The 15,004-nt window shown below is 63.2% G+C and carries 17 protein-coding genes; 7 read left to right on the forward strand and 10 right to left on the reverse strand.

Annotated elements, in window-relative coordinates; all coding sequences use genetic code 11:
• Nucleotides 1-73 precede the first annotated feature (73 nt).
• Nucleotides 74-949 carry a DMT family transporter gene (locus tag I8746_RS23365; protein WP_004576045.1) on the forward strand — a complete coding sequence of 292 codons (876 nt, stop codon included), beginning with the start codon at nt 74-76 and terminating at the stop codon, nt 947-949.
• A 13-nt stretch (nt 950-962) separates the two neighbouring features.
• Nucleotides 963-1,421, forward strand: coding sequence for a DUF4265 domain-containing protein (locus I8746_RS23370; RefSeq protein WP_004576044.1), 459 nt, complete (start codon nt 963-965; stop codon nt 1,419-1,421).
• Between the two features lie 3 nt (nt 1,422-1,424).
• Here the strand turns inward: I8746_RS23370 and I8746_RS23375 are convergent, their stop codons facing one another.
• Nucleotides 1,425-2,306, reverse strand: a complete 882-nt coding sequence (locus I8746_RS23375) for a DMT family transporter (protein WP_221101102.1) — start codon at nt 2,304-2,306, stop codon at nt 1,425-1,427.
• Between the two features lie 195 nt (nt 2,307-2,501).
• Here I8746_RS23375 and I8746_RS27300 point away from each other — a divergent pair, with 195 nt between their 5' ends.
• Complete coding sequence (locus I8746_RS27300) at nt 2,502-2,630, forward strand: hypothetical protein (protein ID WP_014755693.1); 129 nt, start codon at nt 2,502-2,504, stop codon at nt 2,628-2,630.
• Between the two features lie 111 nt (nt 2,631-2,741).
• Here the strand turns inward: I8746_RS27300 and I8746_RS23380 are convergent, their stop codons facing one another.
• Nucleotides 2,742-3,677 (reverse strand): aspartyl/asparaginyl beta-hydroxylase domain-containing protein, encoded by a 936-nt coding sequence (locus tag I8746_RS23380; RefSeq protein WP_014590045.1) that lies wholly within the window; start codon nt 3,675-3,677, stop codon nt 2,742-2,744.
• Nucleotides 3,678-3,850: 173 nt separating this feature from the next.
• Complete coding sequence (gene cysK / locus I8746_RS23385; RefSeq protein WP_003254654.1) at nt 3,851-4,825, reverse strand: cysteine synthase A; 975 nt, start codon at nt 4,823-4,825, stop codon at nt 3,851-3,853.
• Nucleotides 4,826-4,957: 132 nt separating this feature from the next.
• Here cysK and I8746_RS23390 point away from each other — a divergent pair, with 132 nt between their 5' ends.
• From I8746_RS23390 to I8746_RS23400, 3 genes are all read left to right on the forward strand, one after another.
• Nucleotides 4,958-6,031 (forward strand): DUF748 domain-containing protein, encoded by a 1,074-nt coding sequence (locus I8746_RS23390; RefSeq protein WP_004576042.1) that lies wholly within the window; start codon nt 4,958-4,960, stop codon nt 6,029-6,031.
• A gap of 187 nt (nt 6,032-6,218) precedes the next feature.
• A complete protein-coding gene (locus I8746_RS23395; RefSeq protein ID WP_003254658.1) occupies nt 6,219-7,064 on the forward strand; it encodes a MoxR family ATPase in 846 nt (281 codons plus the stop codon).
• A gap of 13 nt (nt 7,065-7,077) precedes the next feature.
• On the forward strand, nt 7,078-8,256 hold the full coding sequence (locus I8746_RS23400; protein WP_012051509.1) for a VWA domain-containing protein: 1,179 nt from the start codon (nt 7,078-7,080) through the stop codon (nt 8,254-8,256).
• Nucleotides 8,257-8,337: 81 nt separating this feature from the next.
• Here the strand turns inward: I8746_RS23400 and I8746_RS23405 are convergent, their stop codons facing one another.
• The 4 genes from I8746_RS23405 to I8746_RS23420 are packed head-to-tail and all read right to left on the reverse strand — an operon-like array spanning nt 8,338 to nt 12,010.
• The gene (locus I8746_RS23405) at nt 8,338-9,255 is read right to left on the reverse strand and encodes a biotin-dependent carboxyltransferase family protein (RefSeq protein ID WP_014755691.1); all 918 of its coding nucleotides are present in this window, start codon (nt 9,253-9,255) and stop codon (nt 8,338-8,340) included.
• Nucleotides 9,252-9,938: a 5-oxoprolinase subunit PxpB gene (gene pxpB, locus I8746_RS23410; RefSeq protein ID WP_221101103.1), complete on the reverse strand. Its 687-nt coding sequence runs from the start codon at nt 9,936-9,938 to the stop codon at nt 9,252-9,254. Before pxpB ends, I8746_RS23405 begins: the two co-directional genes overlap by 4 nt.
• Complete coding sequence (locus tag I8746_RS23415; protein WP_014755689.1) at nt 9,938-10,714, reverse strand: 5-oxoprolinase subunit PxpA; 777 nt, start codon at nt 10,712-10,714, stop codon at nt 9,938-9,940. Before I8746_RS23415 ends, pxpB begins: the two co-directional genes overlap by 1 nt.
• Nucleotides 10,715-10,723: 9 nt before the next feature.
• Nucleotides 10,724-12,010: an MFS transporter gene (locus I8746_RS23420; protein ID WP_003254666.1), complete on the reverse strand. Its 1,287-nt coding sequence runs from the start codon at nt 12,008-12,010 to the stop codon at nt 10,724-10,726.
• 130 nt (nt 12,011-12,140) lie between these two features.
• Here I8746_RS23420 and I8746_RS23425 point away from each other — a divergent pair, with 130 nt between their 5' ends.
• Complete coding sequence (locus I8746_RS23425; protein WP_003254668.1) at nt 12,141-13,052, forward strand: LysR family transcriptional regulator; 912 nt, start codon at nt 12,141-12,143, stop codon at nt 13,050-13,052.
• 135 nt (nt 13,053-13,187) lie between these two features.
• Here I8746_RS23425 and I8746_RS23430 read toward each other — a convergent pair whose 3' ends face one another.
• The 3 genes from I8746_RS23430 to I8746_RS23440 are packed head-to-tail and all read right to left on the reverse strand — an operon-like array spanning nt 13,188 to nt 15,004.
• Nucleotides 13,188-13,709 carry a DUF2937 family protein gene (locus I8746_RS23430; RefSeq protein ID WP_012051506.1) on the reverse strand — a complete coding sequence of 174 codons (522 nt, stop codon included), beginning with the start codon at nt 13,707-13,709 and terminating at the stop codon, nt 13,188-13,190.
• Between the two features lie 9 nt (nt 13,710-13,718).
• Nucleotides 13,719-14,492, reverse strand: coding sequence for a class II glutamine amidotransferase (locus tag I8746_RS23435; protein ID WP_003254671.1), 774 nt, complete (start codon nt 14,490-14,492; stop codon nt 13,719-13,721).
• A 14-nt stretch (nt 14,493-14,506) separates the two neighbouring features.
• The gene (locus I8746_RS23440) at nt 14,507-15,004 is read right to left on the reverse strand and encodes a hypothetical protein (RefSeq protein ID WP_012051505.1); all 498 of its coding nucleotides are present in this window, start codon (nt 15,002-15,004) and stop codon (nt 14,507-14,509) included.

Raw genomic sequence — 15,004 nt, forward strand, 5'->3', positions numbered from 1 at the left:
CAGCAAGAAAGCACAAGAATCCCCCCGCCCCGTGGCGTACACTCGCGCCCCTGCCTTACCTCCGGAGACCGTTGTGAGCCCCATCGCCCTAGCCCGCCTGCTGACCCTTGCCGCCGTCTGGGGAGCGAGTTTCCTGTTCATGCGCATCATCGCCCCCGAACTGGGCACGGTGCCGACCGCGTTCTTCCGGGTTTCCATCGCCTGCCTGGGCCTGATCGTGCTTCTGGCCGCCGCCCGCGTGCGCTGGGACTTCCAGGGCAAGCTCGGCGCGTGCCTGGTGCTGGGCATGATCAACTCCGGCATCCCCGCCACCTTCTACTCGGTGGCGGCCCAGGTGCTGCCGGCCGGCTATTCAGCGATCTTCAACGCCACCACCCCGCTGATGGGCGTGCTGGTCGGCGTACTGTTCTTCCGCGAGCCAATGACCCTGGCCAAACTCTGCGGCATCTTCCTTGGCCTGTTCGGCGTCGGCATCCTCAGCGGCGCCGGCCCGGTGGCACTGGACATGGCCCTGCTGCAAGGCGCCCTCGCCTGCCTGGCGGCCACCACCTGCTACGGCTTTGCCGGGTTCCTCGCCCGCCGCTGGATCAGTGGCCTGGACAGCCGTCTTTCCGCGCTGGGCAGCATGCTCGGCGCAACGCTCATGCTGACCCCGCTGTTCGGCTGGAGCGCACTCACCCAACCGCCCGCCAGCTGGGGGGGCTGGGAGGTGTGGTTGTCGTTGCTGGGGCTGGGTTTGCTGTGCACCGCCTTTGCCTACATCCTGTACTTCCGCCTGCTCGAGGAAATCGGCCCGGTAAAAGCCAGCACCGTGACCTTCCTGATCCCGGTATTCGGCGTATTGTGGGGGGCATGGCTGCTGAATGAGCCGTTGTCGATGGCGCACCTATACGGCGGCCTGCTGATTGGCCTGGCCTTGTGGCTGGTGCTGCGCCCGGCGCGCAGCTGAAGCGGAGTACGGCATGAACAGCGCGTACAAGAAGGTCCTGTTCCGCCTGGAACAGGACGAGAACGGCTACCCACCAGCCTCGGTCGAGGGCCTGTGGGCCAAGGCCGTGGAAGGCGGCTATGCCATCGACAACATCCCCTTCCATGTCTATGGCATCGCCCCGGGCGACGTGATCGACACCCGCGAGGAAGCAGGCGAAACCTGGTTCGCAGCGCTGCGCCACAGCAGCGGCAGCTCGGTGTTCCGGGTGGTCGTCAAACCACCGGAAACCCTCGACCAGGTGCGCGCAGCATTGCTGGATTTCGGCTGCGCCTGTGAAACCGAGCAAGCAGTGAAGATGTTGGCGGTCGAGGTCCCACCGCAACGCTCGCTCGATACCCTGCTCTACTACCTGCTCACCCAGCGCGAAGCCGGCCTGCTGGACTTCGAGGAAGGCGTGTTGCGCCACGCCATCCCCGAAGAATTCCGCTAGGGCCTACGCCTCGGCCAGGCGCGCGGCAGGCTTGCGAAACACGAACAGCAGCCCTACCACGATCAGCCCCATGCCCAACAGGCTGAGCGGTGCCAGGCGGTTACCGAAGATCAGCAAGTCCATTACCGCAGTCACTGCCGGCACCAGGTAGAACAGGCTGGTGACATTGACCAGGTTGCCCTTGGCGATCAGCCGGTACAGCAGCAAGGTTGCCAGCAGCGAGACCACCAGGCCCATCCACAGCAGCGCACCGACGAAGCTGCCGGTCCACTCGACATGAAGCGGTTGCAGAGGTGCGAACAGCGCGCACATGGCAAAGCCGGCCAGGTACTGCAGCGGCAGTGTGCCCATGGGGTTGTCGGTAATGCGCTTCTGCAGGATCGAACCAAAGGTCATGCTGACCAACGCCAGCAGGGCGAACAGCATGCCCGCCAGCGATACCCCGCCCAGGTTGATGCCCTGGTAGACCACCATGATCAAGCCAGCCAACCCCAAACCCAGGCCGAACAAACGGCTCCAGGAGCGCTGGCGTTCCATCAGCACCACGGTGAGGATCGGTTGTACCCCCATCACCGTGGCCATGACGCCGGGGGTGACATGGGTATCAAGCGCCAACAGATAGAAGATCTGATAGGCACCGAGCAGCACACAACCGGTACCCAGGGCACGCAGAATGCTCCCGCGAGTACGCGGCCAGCGCAGCCCTAGCAACGGGCCGATCAGCAACAGGCCGGCCAGGGCCAGCGCCGAGCGCAACAGCAGAAAGGCAAACGGGCTGGCATGCGCCAGGCCGAGCTTGGAGACGATCGCCCCGCTGCTCCACAGCAGGACGAACAGGCAGGTAGTGGCCGCCGAGGCCACGGACGTTTTGGTAAAGACAGACATGAATTGCCACCTGATAGTAGGCAGATAAGCCAAACGGACGGCGTGCGCTTCAACGTGAGCAGTAACCGACCGTGTTCAGTACGTTGCGCGTGCGAAGGGTTGCGGCACGAAGCCGATCAGCCCAGCACAACCACGCAATGAGGCGGAGCTACGCCGCCTACGACGCCACTGACAGGTGGTGGGGAGTGACAGATCATGACCGGCTGCTGGCTACCACGCACGACCAAGCCCGCGACTGGCGCGATGGCAAAGCGTGTGGTGGAAGGGATGGCTGGCATGAACGCGGTCTTTGAGGAAGTGAATGTTCTGGAATATAGCGAGTGATTCTTCGCGGCACAACCCCGCTGCCACAAGCGCACCCTCGTCCTTGAAGGATCAGGCGCACCGGTGTCAGCGGGCTTGCCCCGCAAAAGAGGCCGGTTAGGCCAGAAAAAATCAGAACAACCAGCGATACAACAGATACGCCACCACTACCGCCAGTACCGGCCGCAGCACGCGGTAAGCCTTGGGGTTGGCGCGCTTGAACTGCTTCACGTGGTTGCTGATCCTGTTGCTGAAGCGCTTGCTCCAGGCGTACGCCTGGTTGATCCCGCCCACGCGCTCGTCGTCGGTGTTCTGCGGCGCGGTGGCGCGGCCGAGGAAGGCACTGACCTTACGGTTGATGCGCGTCATCAGTGGGCTACTCAGCGGGCGCTCGATGTCGCAGAACAGGATCACGCGGGTAACGTCGGTTTCGTTCTTGACCCAGTGCACGTAGGTTTCGTCGAACATCACGTCTTCGCCGTCACGCCAGGCGTACTGCTCACCGTCCACGTAGATGCGGCATGCGTCGGAGTTGGGCGTGGACAGCCCCAGGTGATAACGCAGCGAGCCTGCGAACGGGTCGCGGTGCGGGTTCAGGTGGCTGCCGCCGGGCAGCAGGGCAAACATTGCGCCTTTGACATTGGGGATGCGGCTGACCAGCTCGACAGTGCGCGGGCACAGGGTTTGCGCCGAAGGCAGCGGTTTGTCGTACCACTTCAGGTAAAAGCGCTTCCAGCCCTTCTTGAAGAACGAACCGAAGCCGGCGTCGTTATCTTTCTCAGCGGCACGGATATAGCCTTCGTCGAACAGGCGCATGGCCTCTTCGCGGATTTCCTGCCAGTTGTCCTTCAGCACGTCCAGCTCGGGGAAGCGCTGGCGATCCAGGTAGGGCTTGGACGGCACGCCGGAAAACAGGTACATCAACGCGTTGTAGGGGGCGAACAGCGCCGAATGGTTGACGAACTGGCGCAACACCGGCAGGCGGGCCTTGCCGCGCAAGTGCACGAACAGCACGCTGCCGAAAAACACCAGCAAGACACCCGCCTTGGCTGCAAAGGAAAAGGTCATGCTTTCACTCCTTGAGGAAGAGTCAGGGCTGCGCTGCCTGCTCTCCAGAAAATCATCCTGCCATCATAAACCGATCCCGCCGCAGTAAAAACAACCCGGGCGGGATCGCATTCATGAAGATTTTGCAATAAACCAGGCCGCCGATTGTTGCGCCGGATCAGCGGGAAGGCCGATTACTGCTGGTTTTCCTGCTCGCTGAACATGTCGCTGAACAGCATGCTCGACAAGTATCGCTCGCCCGAGTCGGGCAGGATTACGACGATGGTCTTACCCTGCATTTCCGGTTTTTCGGCCAGGCGCACCGCTGCCGCCATTGCCGCACCGCAGGAAATACCACAAAGGATGCCCTCTTCCTGCATCAGGCGAATCGCCATGGCCTTGGACTCTTCGTCGGTCACCGTCACCACTTGGTCGACGATCGACAGGTCGAGGTTTTTCGGCACGAAGCCGGCGCCGATGCCCTGGATTTTGTGCGGGCTGGGCTTGAGTTCTTCGCCGGCCAGGGTCTGGCTGATCAGCGGCGATGCCACGGGCTCCACTGCCACCGACAGGATGGCCTTGCCCTGGGTATGTTTGATGTAACGCGACACGCCGGTGATGGTGCCGCCAGTGCCCACGCCCGCCACCAGCACGTCGATGGCGCCGTCCGTGTCGTTCCAGATCTCAGGACCGGTGGTTTTCTCGTGAATGGCCGGGTTGGCCGGGTTTTCGAACTGGCCCGGCAGGAAGTACTGCTCCGGGTCGGAGGCGACGATTTCGTTGGCCTTCTCGATGGCGCCCTTCATGCCCTTGGCCGGATCAGTCAATACCAGCTCGGCGCCCAGTGCCTTCAGCACCTTGCGGCGCTCCAGGCTCATCGAGGCGGGCATGGTCAGCATCAGCTTGTAGCCGCGGGCGGCGGCGACGAAGGCCAGGCCGATACCGGTGTTGCCCGAGGTGGGCTCGACGATGGTCATGCCCGGTTTGAGCTTGCCGCTGCTCTCGGCGTCCCAGACCATGTTCGCGCCAATGCGGCATTTGACCGAGTACCCGGGGTTGCGCCCTTCGATCTTGGCCAGGATGGTCACGCCGCGCGGGGCGATGCGATTGATCTGCACCAGCGGCGTGTTACCGATGGAGTGGGCGTTGTCTGCAAAGATACGGCTCATGGCAGGGGTCCTTGGCATGAAAAAGCAGGGAAATGCCTCAAGGGTAAGCCTGCGGCGGTGGCCCGTAAAGCCTGTTCGAACTCAGCCCGGCACGTTGCGGTCAACCGCACATCCCGCCCTGGAGACAGCCTCATGAAAGCCCGCTATCGCTGGCCGCTGGTCGGCCTGGCCAGCCTGATCGTGCTGCTGGTGGCGCTGCACCTGGCCCTGCCCTACCTGGTGCGCGACTACCTCAACGACAAGCTGGCCGACATGGGAGACTACCGCGGCCAGGTAGCCGATGTGGACCTGGCCTGGTGGCGCGGTGCCTATCAGATAAACGGGCTGAAAATCGTCAAGACCACCGGCAAGGTGCCCGTACCGTTTCTCGACGCCCCACTGATCGACCTCTCGGTGAGCTGGCATGCGTTGTGGTACGACAAGGCAGTGGTGGCGGAGGTGACCTTCGTGCATCCCGAGCTGAACTTTGTCGACGGTGGTAGCAAACAGGCGTCGCAGACCGGCCAAGGTACCGACTGGCGCCAGCAGCTGGAAAAACTCCTGCCCATCACCCTCAACGAAGTGCGTATCGACAATGGCGTGCTGACGTTCCGCAACTTCAATTCCAAGCCACCGGTCGACCTCAAGGCCACCCGGTTGAACGCCAGCATCCGCAACCTGACCAACGTGCGCGACCAGAAAGGCCGTCGCGACGCAAGTTTCGAAGGCACGGCGCTCATCGCGGGGGATGCGAACGTAGAAAGCCGTGCCACCTTCGACCCTTTCAGTGATTTCGACGACTTCGAATTCAGGCTTCGCGCCACCGGCATCGAGCTGCGCAAACTGAATGACTTTGCCAGCGCTTACGGCAAATTCGACTTCAATGCCGGGCACGGTGACGTGGTCATCGAGGCCCAGGCAGAAAACGGCCGGCTGAACGGCTATATAAAACCGCTGCTGCGTGATGTCGACGTGTTCGACTGGCAACAGGACGTCGAGGAAAAGGACAAGGGTTTCTTCCGCTCGGTGTGGGAGGCCTTGGTGGGGGCGACCGAGACGGTGCTGAAGAACCAGCCGAAAAACCAGTTCGCTACCCGGGTGGAGCTCAGCGGCAGTGTGCGCAAACAGGATGTCAGTGCCTTCGAGGCGTTCTTGCAGATCCTGCGCAACGGGTTTGTCCAGGCATTCAATGCGCGCTATGAGCAACCAGCGCCGAAGTCTGACTGAGACAGCGTGACGGGGCATTCAGGGACTGAATACCCGGTCTGCGTTTGCAGCCGCCTGGCCCCGCGTTATAGTCGGAAACAAATCCGGATTATGTGCTGCCTGTTCGGGCCGCTTCGCGGGTAAACCCGCACCTACAACCCTGTACCGCGAAAAGGCCCGCACAGCCCTAAACAGAGGACAACCCCCCATGAAGTTCGAAGGCACCCGCGACTACGTCGCCACAGACGACCTGAAACTGGCGGTAAACGCGGCCATTACCCTCGAACGCCCGCTGTTGGTCAAGGGCGAACCGGGCACCGGCAAAACCATGCTCGCCGAGCAGTTGGCGGCCTCGTTCGGGGCGCGCCTGATCACCTGGCACATCAAGTCCACCACCAAGGCCCACCAGGGGCTCTACGAGTACGACGCGGTCAGCCGCCTGCGCGATTCGCAGCTAGGCGTGGACAAGGTGCACGATGTGCGCAACTACCTGAAAAAGGGCAAGCTCTGGGAGGCCTTCGAGGCCGACGAGCGGGTCATCCTGCTGATCGACGAAATCGACAAGGCCGATATCGAATTCCCCAACGACCTGCTGCAAGAACTCGACAAGATGGAGTTCTACGTCTACGAAATCGACGAGACCATCAAGGCCAAACAGCGTCCGATCATCATCATTACCTCGAACAACGAAAAAGAGCTGCCGGACGCCTTCCTGCGCCGCTGCTTCTTCCACTACATCGCCTTCCCCGACCGCACGACCCTGCAGCAGATCGTCGACGTGCACTACCCGAACATCAGCCAGTCGCTGGTCAGTGAGGCGCTGGATGTGTTCTTCGACGTGCGCAAGGTGCCGGGGCTGAAGAAAAAGCCGTCCACCTCCGAGCTGGTCGACTGGCTCAAGCTGCTGATGGCCGACAACATCGGTGAAGCGGTGCTGCGCGAACGCGACCCGACCAAGGCCATCCCGCCGCTGGCCGGTGCGCTGGTAAAAAACGAGCAGGATGTACAACTGCTCGAGCGCCTGGCCTTCATGAGCCGGCGCGGCAACCGCTGACAGGAGCAGGGCCATGCTGCTCAATCTGTTCAATGAGATGCGTGCGGCCAAGGTGCCGGTTTCGGTGCGTGAACTGCTCGACCTGCACCAGGCCTTGCAAAAGCGCGTGGTGTTCGCCGACATGGACGCGTTCTACTACCTCGCCCGCGCCATCCTGGTGAAGGACGAACGCCACTTCGACAAGTTCGACCGTGCCTTCGCAGCCTACTTCAAGGGCCTGGAAAACCTCGACCGGCACATCGAGGCGCTGATCCCCGAAGACTGGCTGCGCAAGGAATTCGAGCGCTCGCTGACCGATGAAGAACGCGCACAGATCCAGTCGCTGGGCGGCCTGGACAAGCTTATCGAGGCCTTCAAGCAGCGCCTCGAAGAGCAGAAGGAACGCCACGCTGGCGGCAACAAGTGGATTGGCACCGGCGGCACCAGCCCATTCGGCTCGGGCGGCTTCAACCCCGAGGGCATCCGCGTCGGTGACGCCGGCAAGCGCCAGGGCAAGGCAGTAAAAGTCTGGGACCAACGCGAGTACAAGAACCTCGACGACCAGGTCGAGCTTGGCACCCGCAACATCAAGCTGGCCCTGCGCCGGCTGCGCAAGTTCGCCCGCGAAGGCGCCGCCGAAGAGCTGGACATCGACGGCACCATCGACCACACCGCGCGTGATGCCGGGTTGCTGAACATCCAGATGCGCCCCGAGCGGCGCAACACCGTGAAGCTGCTGTTGCTGCTCGACATTGGCGGTTCGATGGATGCCCACGTCAAAGTCTGCGAAGAGCTGTTCTCGGCCTGCAAGACCGAGTTCAAGCACCTGGAGTATTACTACTTCCACAATTGCGTTTATGAGTCGGTGTGGAAGAACAACCTGCGCCGCACGTCCGAACGTTTTTCCACCTTCGACCTGCTGCACAAGTACGGCGATGACTACAAGGTGGTGTTCGTCGGTGACGCGGCCATGGCGCCCTACGAGATCACCCAGCCGGGTGGCAGCGTGGAGCACTGGAACGAAGAAGCCGGGTATGTGTGGATCCAGCGTTTCATGGAAAAATTCAGGAAGGTCATCTGGATCAACCCGTACCCCAAGCAGGCCTGGGAGTACACCGCCTCGACCCATCTGGTGCGCGACCTGATCGAGGACAAGATGTATCCGCTGACCCTGCAAGGGTTGGAGGACGGGATGCGCTACCTGTCCAAGTGAGGTTGCCTGCTCCAACATCACCGTCAAGGCATGCACAGGACGTGTGTAGGAGCGGGTTCACCCGCGAAGAGGCCGCCCGCTCTACCGCCAACGGTTCAGGTAATCCTGCTGCTCCCGCCAGGCCTCGTCCTGCACCACCGCCCTGAACCGTACCACCGCCCCCGGCATGCACTGCGCCAGTTGCGCCAGCGCCAGCGGCGTCAGCGCGCCCAGCCGCGGGTACCCACCAATGGTCTGCCGGTCATTGAGCAACACGATCGGCTGCCCGTCCGGCGGCACCTGTACCGCACCCAGCGGGATCCCTTCGGAGATCATCGGCGCCCCTTGGTACACCAACTGCGGCCCCAACAACCGGATGCCCATGCGGTCGGCCCGGCTGTCCAGCGTCCACTCCCGGTTGAATGCCTCGAACAGGCTGGTACCGCTGAATTCACCAATCTGCGCGCCCATCACCAGGTCGAGCACCGGCTTTGGGGCGAACTGTGGGCACAACGCGTGCGGCACTTCGCGCAGGGGTGCACTGCTACCGGTAAAAGCCAATGCCTGGTTTCTAGCCAGCGCAGCCCCCTGGCCATCGATGCCACCCAGTGCTTCACGTACCACGGTGGCACAACTGCCCAGCACCTCCTCCCCCAGGAACCCACCCGGTGCCGCCAGATACGCCCGCACACCCACTTTGGGCTGTTTCAAGGTCAAGCGCTGCCCCTTGGCCAGGGCAAAGCTGCGCCATGGCGCCAGGGGCTGATCATCGACACACGCCTCCAGGTCGGCACCGGCCAGGGCCAGCACGCAATCCTGTTCAGCCACTACGCAAAAACCACCCAGCGCCACCTCGACCACCGGCGCCCCCAACGGGTTGCCCAGCAGCCAGTTGGCCCAGTGCATCGCCACCCAGTCCAGCGCCCCGCCCTGGGTCACGCCAAGGTGGCGCACGCCAAAGCGCCCGGCATCCTGTAACTGGCACAACGGCGTACTGGCCTCAATCATCAACTGCTTCATCCCTGCGCCTCCACATCACCACCCATGGCCAGGAATTCGCTGCGCGAAACCGGCACGAAGCGCACCCGGTCACCGGGTTGCAAAAGGCTGTAACCCTCACGCTCACGGTCGAACAACCGCACCGGGGTGCGCCCGATCAGGTTCCAGCCACCCGGCGATACTGCCGGGTAGGCCGCCGTCTGGCGCTCGGCAATACCCACACTGCCCGCCGCCACGCGCTTGCGCGGGGTACTCAGACGAGGGCTGGCCAGGCGCTCGTCGACCAGGCCCATAAAGCCGAAACCAGGCGCGAAGCCCAGGGCAAACACCGGGTAATCACGTTCGCCGTGCAACCGAACAATCTCCGCTTCACTCAAGCCGCTGCGGGCCGCCAGCACAGGCAGCTCGGGGCCGACACTGGCGTCGTACCACACCGGGATCTCGTGTCGGCGGCCGCCACTGCCGGTGTCAGGCTGCAAGCCGTCCAGCGCCTGAGCGATTCGCGCCCTGGCCTCGCCTGGCGGCAGGGCAGACTGCACCATCAGCGTGGTGTAGGACGGCACCAGGTCCAGCAGGTGCTCGCCGAACGCCGCGCTCAAGCGCCAGCTGGCGGCGAGCATCCATGGCATGTTGGCCTCATCGATACGGTCGAACAGGCGGACCATCAGGCTGTCGATGGCGACCACTTCAATTCGCGGTTTCATCACGCCTCCAGCCCATCGAGGGCCTGGCGAATCTGCCGCACCGCCGCCACCGAACTGTCGTTGTCGCCATGCACGCAGAGGGTGCGGGCGGCAAGCTGCAAGGCACTGCCATCGTCAGCCAACAGCGTTTCGCCTCGGGCCAGACGCACCGCCTGCTCCACCACCCGCGCCGGGTCGTGATGCACCGCACCCGGCAGGCGCCGCGACAGCAGATGGCCACTGGCGGTGTAGGCGCGGTCTGCGAACGCCTCGAACCATAGCGGCACGCCGATTTCATCGCCCAGTGCCTGGGCGGCACGGTTGTCGGCGGTGGCCATCAGCATCAACGACAGGTTGCTGTCATAGGCCGCGACGGCCTCCAGCACGGTACGCAGCTTGAGCGGGTCGGCCATCATGTCGTTGTACAGCGCACCATGGGGCTTCACATAGGCCACGCGACCACCCAGCACTTTGCAGATGCCATCCAGCGCACCAATCTGGTAATGCAGCAGGTCACGGATTTCTTCCGGGCTGCAGGCCATGGAACGGCGGCCAAAGCCGACCAGGTCCGGGTAGGCCGGATGCGCGCCGATAGTCACCCCGTGCTCCAGCGCCAGGGCCACGGTACGGCGCATGATACCGGGGTCGCCGGCGTGGTAGCCGCAGGCGATGTTGGCGCAATCGATGTAAGGCATGACCTCGGCATCCAGGCCCATGCGCCAGCTGCCGAAACTCTCACCCATGTCGCAATTGAGTAGCAGGCGTTCCACCACGCGGTCTCCCTTGTCGTTGTGCATAGGCCTACCTTACCGCGCCTGCAGCTGTTTGCCGCGGGTTTCCGGCAAGCTCAAGGCCGCCACGATCACAATGCCGTAGGACACCGCAGAAAACACGCCGATACCCAGGCCCAGCGGAACATTCTGGCCGAGCATGCCGATCATCAACGGAAACAGCGCGGCAATGACCTTGCCGATGTTGTAACAGAAGCCCTGCCCCGAACCCCGAATGCGCGTGGGGAACAGTTCGGTCAGAAACGCCCCCATGCCGCTGAAGATACCCGAGGCGAAGAAGCCCAACGGGAGGCCCAGCCACAGCATCACGCCATCGCTGACCGGCATCTGCGTGTACAACAGCACAATGACGAAAGAGCCCACGGCGAACAGGATGAAGTTCTTCTTGCGCCCCAGCAGGTCGGATAGATAAGCGCTGACCACATAGCCCATGTACGAGCCGACGATCACCATGGCCAGATAACCACCCGTGCCCAGCACGCTCAGGCCGCGTTCGTTCTTCAGGAAGGTTGGCAGCCACGAGGTGATGGCGTAGTAACCGCCGAGTGCGCCGGTGGTCAGCAGGGATGCCCGCACGGTGGTCCAGAGCATGCCCGGCGCGAAGATTTCGTAGAAGCGCGAGGGTGCCTCGGCGTTTTCCACTGCCTTGGCCTTACGATAGACCTCAGGGTCCTTGACCAGGCGGCGAACGAAGATAACGAAGATTGCCGGTACCAGCCCCAGCAGGAACAACGCACGCCAGGCCTGCTCTGCCGGCAGCCACGAGAACAGCAGCGCATAAAGGATGGCCGTGAGGCCCCAGCCAATTGCCCAACCGGACTGCACCATGCCCACCGCCTTGCCGCGGTCCTGGGCGCGGATCACCTCGCCGATCAACACCGCGCCGGCGGTCCACTCGCCACCGAAGCCAAAGCCCATGAGGGTTCGGGCAATCAACAGTTGCTCGTAGTTCTGAGCGAAGCCGCACAGGAAGGTGAAGAAGGCGAACCACAACACCGTCAGTTGCAGGGTACGCACCCGGCCGATGCGGTCGGAGAGGATACCGGCCACCCAGCCTCCTACAGCCGAGGCGATCAGCGTGCTGGTGTGGATCAACCCGGCTTCGGTGGTGGTGATACCCCACAGCATGATCAGTGTAGGAATGACGAAACTGAGCATCTGTGTGTCCATGCCGTCCAGGCCATAGCCAATCTTGCAGCTCCAGAAGGTACGTCGTTGCTGTTTGTCGATGTCGCGGTACCAGGCGAAAGGCCCGGACGAACGGAGGGAACTGACCTGCTGTTGCACGCCGGTGGGGTTCATGGATGCCTCGGCTTGTTGGTATTGTTTTATGGGCGACATGAAGCGTCGCGGCCTGGGCGTCATTGTTCAGAGGCCGCCTCGCCTGCGTCCAACGAAAAAAACCGCCGGTCTGGAACAAGAAAAACTGATCATGAACCTTCGCTTCCTCGAAACCTTCGTCTGGGTCGCCCGGCTCAAGAGCTTCCGCCTGACGGCAGAAAAGCTGTTCACCACCCAGGCTTCGGTATCCAGCCGTATTGCCGCACTGGAGGCTGACCTGGGCGTGAAGCTGTTGCTGCGCGACTCCCGCGGCGTCAGCCTGACCCCGGAGGGCGGCAAGGTGCTGGAATACGCCGAACGCATGCTGGAAACCGCCAAGGCCATGAAGCAGTCGCTGGACAGCGACCGGGCCAAGGTCGGGCGCATTCGCATCGGGGTAATGGACACTGTGATCCACACCTGGATGAGCGCGCTGGTGGCGGAGCTGACCGAGCGTTACCCGCAGGTGGAAATCGAACTGGTGGCCGACACCGCGCTGAACTTGCGCGAGCAGCTGCAGAAGGGCTTTCTTGACGTGATTTTGCAGACCGACTTGCTGCGCGAGCAATCGATCCGCAGCCTCGACCTGGCGCGCTACCCAATGGGCTGGGTGGTGGCCGCAGGCGCCCACCAGCACCGGGACTATGCGTCGCTGGCCGAACTTGGGCGCGAGCGCATCATCACCTTCTCGAAGAATTCACGGCCGCACCAAGAGGTGCTGAGCTTGCTGCAGGCTGCGGGGGCAGAGGCGCCGCGGTTGAATTGTGTGAATTCGGTGGCGGCGATTACCCGGCTGTTGCGCGACGGTTTTGGCATTGGCGCGCTACCGCCGGCGCTGGTGGATGCCGAGTTGGGCCGGGGCGAGCTGGTGCTGCTGGAAGGGTTGCAGCCGCCGCCGAGCCTTGAGCTGGTGGTGGCGTGGCAGACCGGGGTGGCATTGGTCGATGAGGTGGTTGGGGTTTGCCGGCAGGTGTTGGAGCGGTATGCGCGGGATGTGGGGGGGCAGCGGATCGTACTGGTCTGACCAACAGTTTCTGCCTGTACCGGCCCTTTCGCGGGCTTGCCCGCTCCCACAGGTACAACCTGGCCCGCCCAGGCCTGTGATGATCCTGTGGGAGCGGGCAAGCCCGCGAAAGGGCCGGTACAGGTACAGCAGAACTTAGCGCCAGCTCTCTTTCACCACCCTGCGCCGCCCGCCCAGGATCAGCCAGCCAATCCCCAACAACACGCTTTCGACCACAAAGGCCAGCACAAAACCGGCACCCACACCCCAGCCAATCGCCTCGGGCACCAGCAGAATCTGGTAGCTGTAGCCATTGAGGGTTTCTTCACGCAACTGCGGGTCGGCCTGTACCAGCACATGCCAGGTACGCTCAGCCCATGACCCTTGCAGCACCTGCCATTCGTTTTCCAGCAGTTCGTTGCGGATCATCAGGCTTTCGATGCTGTTGGCATCACTGTTGAACACCGGGTCGTCGCTGCTGCGGTAGTGCTGCAGCAGCGCCTGCAAGTCGCCCTTGAAAAAGCGCTCGGCCGTTTGCCGGAACCCATCGAGCGCCTCGCGCGATTCGAACAGGTGCGCCTCGACCCGCTGGCTGTAGTCCTTGACCAGCCCCGGGACCTGGATACCGGCCAGCAGGCCGAAGGTGAACAACAGCAATCGCAGGTAACTTCTGAACATGCAGCGTCCTTAGCTCTGGCCGTGCGCCACGCACTCGCCGTGCCGCCACAGGGCCCACTGACCCGGCGCGTAGCGGTGCCAGGTCTCGTTCTCGGTCAGGGCCTCGGTGGCAATCACCGTGACCACGTCGTTGGGGGTGGTTTCGGTATGAAAATCGACGATCAGGTCGACATCCTTCAACCGTGCGGCACCAAATGGCGCACGGCGGGTAATGTGCACCAGCTTGGTCGAGCAAAAGCAGAACAGCCAGTCGCCGTCGCTGAGCATGCAGTTGAACACGCCCTGACCACGGTAGCCGGCACAGGCTTCGACCAACACGGGCAGCAGCTGTTCCACCGGCACCGGTTCGGGGAAAGCGCTGCGGATGCGGTTGAGCAGGTCGCAGAAGGCCGCTTCGCTGTCGGTGTCGCCCACTGGCCGGTAAAAACTGGCCAGGCCCTTGAAGTCACCCAGTTGGCCATTGTGCGCGAAGCACCAGTTGCGGCCCCACATTTCCCGTACGAACGGGTGGGTGTTGGACAGGCACACCCTGCCGACGTTGGCCTGACGGATATGACCGATCACCACTTCGCTTTTGATCGGGTAGCGCTGCACGAGGTTGGCTACTTCCGACTCGCTGCTCGCGGCCGGGTCCTGGAACAGGCGCAGGCCGCGGCCTTCGTAAAAGCCTATCCCCCAGCCGTCACGGTGCGGGCCGGTACGCCCGCCCCGCTGCATCAGGCCGGTGAAGCTGAAAACAATGTCGGTAGGGACGTTGGCACTCATGCCCAGCAGTTCGCACATAGGCGTGTCTCCGTTTACAGACGAGGCTCGACCCGGCCTGCGCCACGCGTAGCGGCTGGCGGCAAGTCGTCACGGTAACGGTCGCTGCGCTCGGCAGCCAGCGGCGCCTGGGTGCCGAGCTGGTCATCCTCGGCCCGCTGACGCCTGGCAGCGGCTTCGGCCTGCTCACGGCGTGCGTGCGCGCGCTTTTCCAGCGGCCAGCGCATCAGCACGAAGAGGAAGTACAGGCCGAAGGCGATCATGCCATACATGGCGAAGTCGGACACAGCGCGCCAGGCGTTGTTGCCGACCTTGAAAGCGACATCCAGCGCAGTGATGGCGATTGCAGGGGCGAAGCTGTCCTTGACCGGGTCGACGATGGTCGGGGTCAGCAGCAGCACCGCCAGCACCACCCGTAGCGGTTCGCGCAGCCAGCGCCACATCCAGCCGGTGAGCTTGAAGCCCACCAGCAGGCACCCTAAGGCGGCTACTGCGTACAAGCCCCAGGCGAAGGTGTAGTCGTTCTCGGTCAT

Origin of the sequence: Pseudomonas sp. USTB-Z, from assembly GCF_019691255.1 — a bacterium.
GTDB lineage: Bacteria > Pseudomonadota > Gammaproteobacteria > Pseudomonadales > Pseudomonadaceae > Aquipseudomonas > Aquipseudomonas alloputida.

What these genes read in the sequence shown, in the direction of transcription:
- I8746_RS23375 (WP_221101102.1), bottom strand. Translation starts at nt 2,306, where the DNA reads ATGTCTGTCTTTACCAAAACGTCCGTGGCCTCGGCGGCCACTACCTGC.
- I8746_RS23390 (WP_004576042.1), top strand. Translation starts at nt 4,958, where the DNA reads ATGAAAGCCCGCTATCGCTGGCCGCTGGTCGGCCTGGCCAGCCTGATC.
- I8746_RS23435 (WP_003254671.1), bottom strand. Translation starts at nt 14,492, where the DNA reads ATGTGCGAACTGCTGGGCATGAGTGCCAACGTCCCTACCGACATTGTT.
- cysK (WP_003254654.1), bottom strand. Translation starts at nt 4,825, where the DNA reads ATGAGCCGTATCTTTGCAGACAACGCCCACTCCATCGGTAACACGCCG.
- I8746_RS23420 (WP_003254666.1), bottom strand. Translation starts at nt 12,010, where the DNA reads ATGAACCCCACCGGCGTGCAACAGCAGGTCAGTTCCCTCCGTTCGTCC.
- I8746_RS23430 (WP_012051506.1), bottom strand. Translation starts at nt 13,709, where the DNA reads ATGTTCAGAAGTTACCTGCGATTGCTGTTGTTCACCTTCGGCCTGCTG.
- I8746_RS23370 (WP_004576044.1), top strand. Translation starts at nt 963, where the DNA reads ATGAACAGCGCGTACAAGAAGGTCCTGTTCCGCCTGGAACAGGACGAG.
- I8746_RS23415 (WP_014755689.1), bottom strand. Translation starts at nt 10,714, where the DNA reads ATGCACAACGACAAGGGAGACCGCGTGGTGGAACGCCTGCTACTCAAT.
- I8746_RS27300 (WP_014755693.1), top strand. Translation starts at nt 2,502, where the DNA reads ATGACCGGCTGCTGGCTACCACGCACGACCAAGCCCGCGACTGGCGCG.
- I8746_RS23440 (WP_012051505.1), bottom strand. Translation starts at nt 15,004, where the DNA reads ATGACCGAGAACGACTACACCTTCGCCTGGGGCTTGTACGCAGTAGCC.
- pxpB (WP_221101103.1), bottom strand. Translation starts at nt 9,938, where the DNA reads ATGAAACCGCGAATTGAAGTGGTCGCCATCGACAGCCTGATGGTCCGC.
- I8746_RS23400 (WP_012051509.1), top strand. Translation starts at nt 7,078, where the DNA reads ATGCTGCTCAATCTGTTCAATGAGATGCGTGCGGCCAAGGTGCCGGTT.
- I8746_RS23380 (WP_014590045.1), bottom strand. Translation starts at nt 3,677, where the DNA reads ATGACCTTTTCCTTTGCAGCCAAGGCGGGTGTCTTGCTGGTGTTTTTC.
- I8746_RS23405 (WP_014755691.1), bottom strand. Translation starts at nt 9,255, where the DNA reads ATGAAGCAGTTGATGATTGAGGCCAGTACGCCGTTGTGCCAGTTACAG.
- I8746_RS23395 (WP_003254658.1), top strand. Translation starts at nt 6,219, where the DNA reads ATGAAGTTCGAAGGCACCCGCGACTACGTCGCCACAGACGACCTGAAA.
- I8746_RS23425 (WP_003254668.1), top strand. Translation starts at nt 12,141, where the DNA reads ATGAACCTTCGCTTCCTCGAAACCTTCGTCTGGGTCGCCCGGCTCAAG.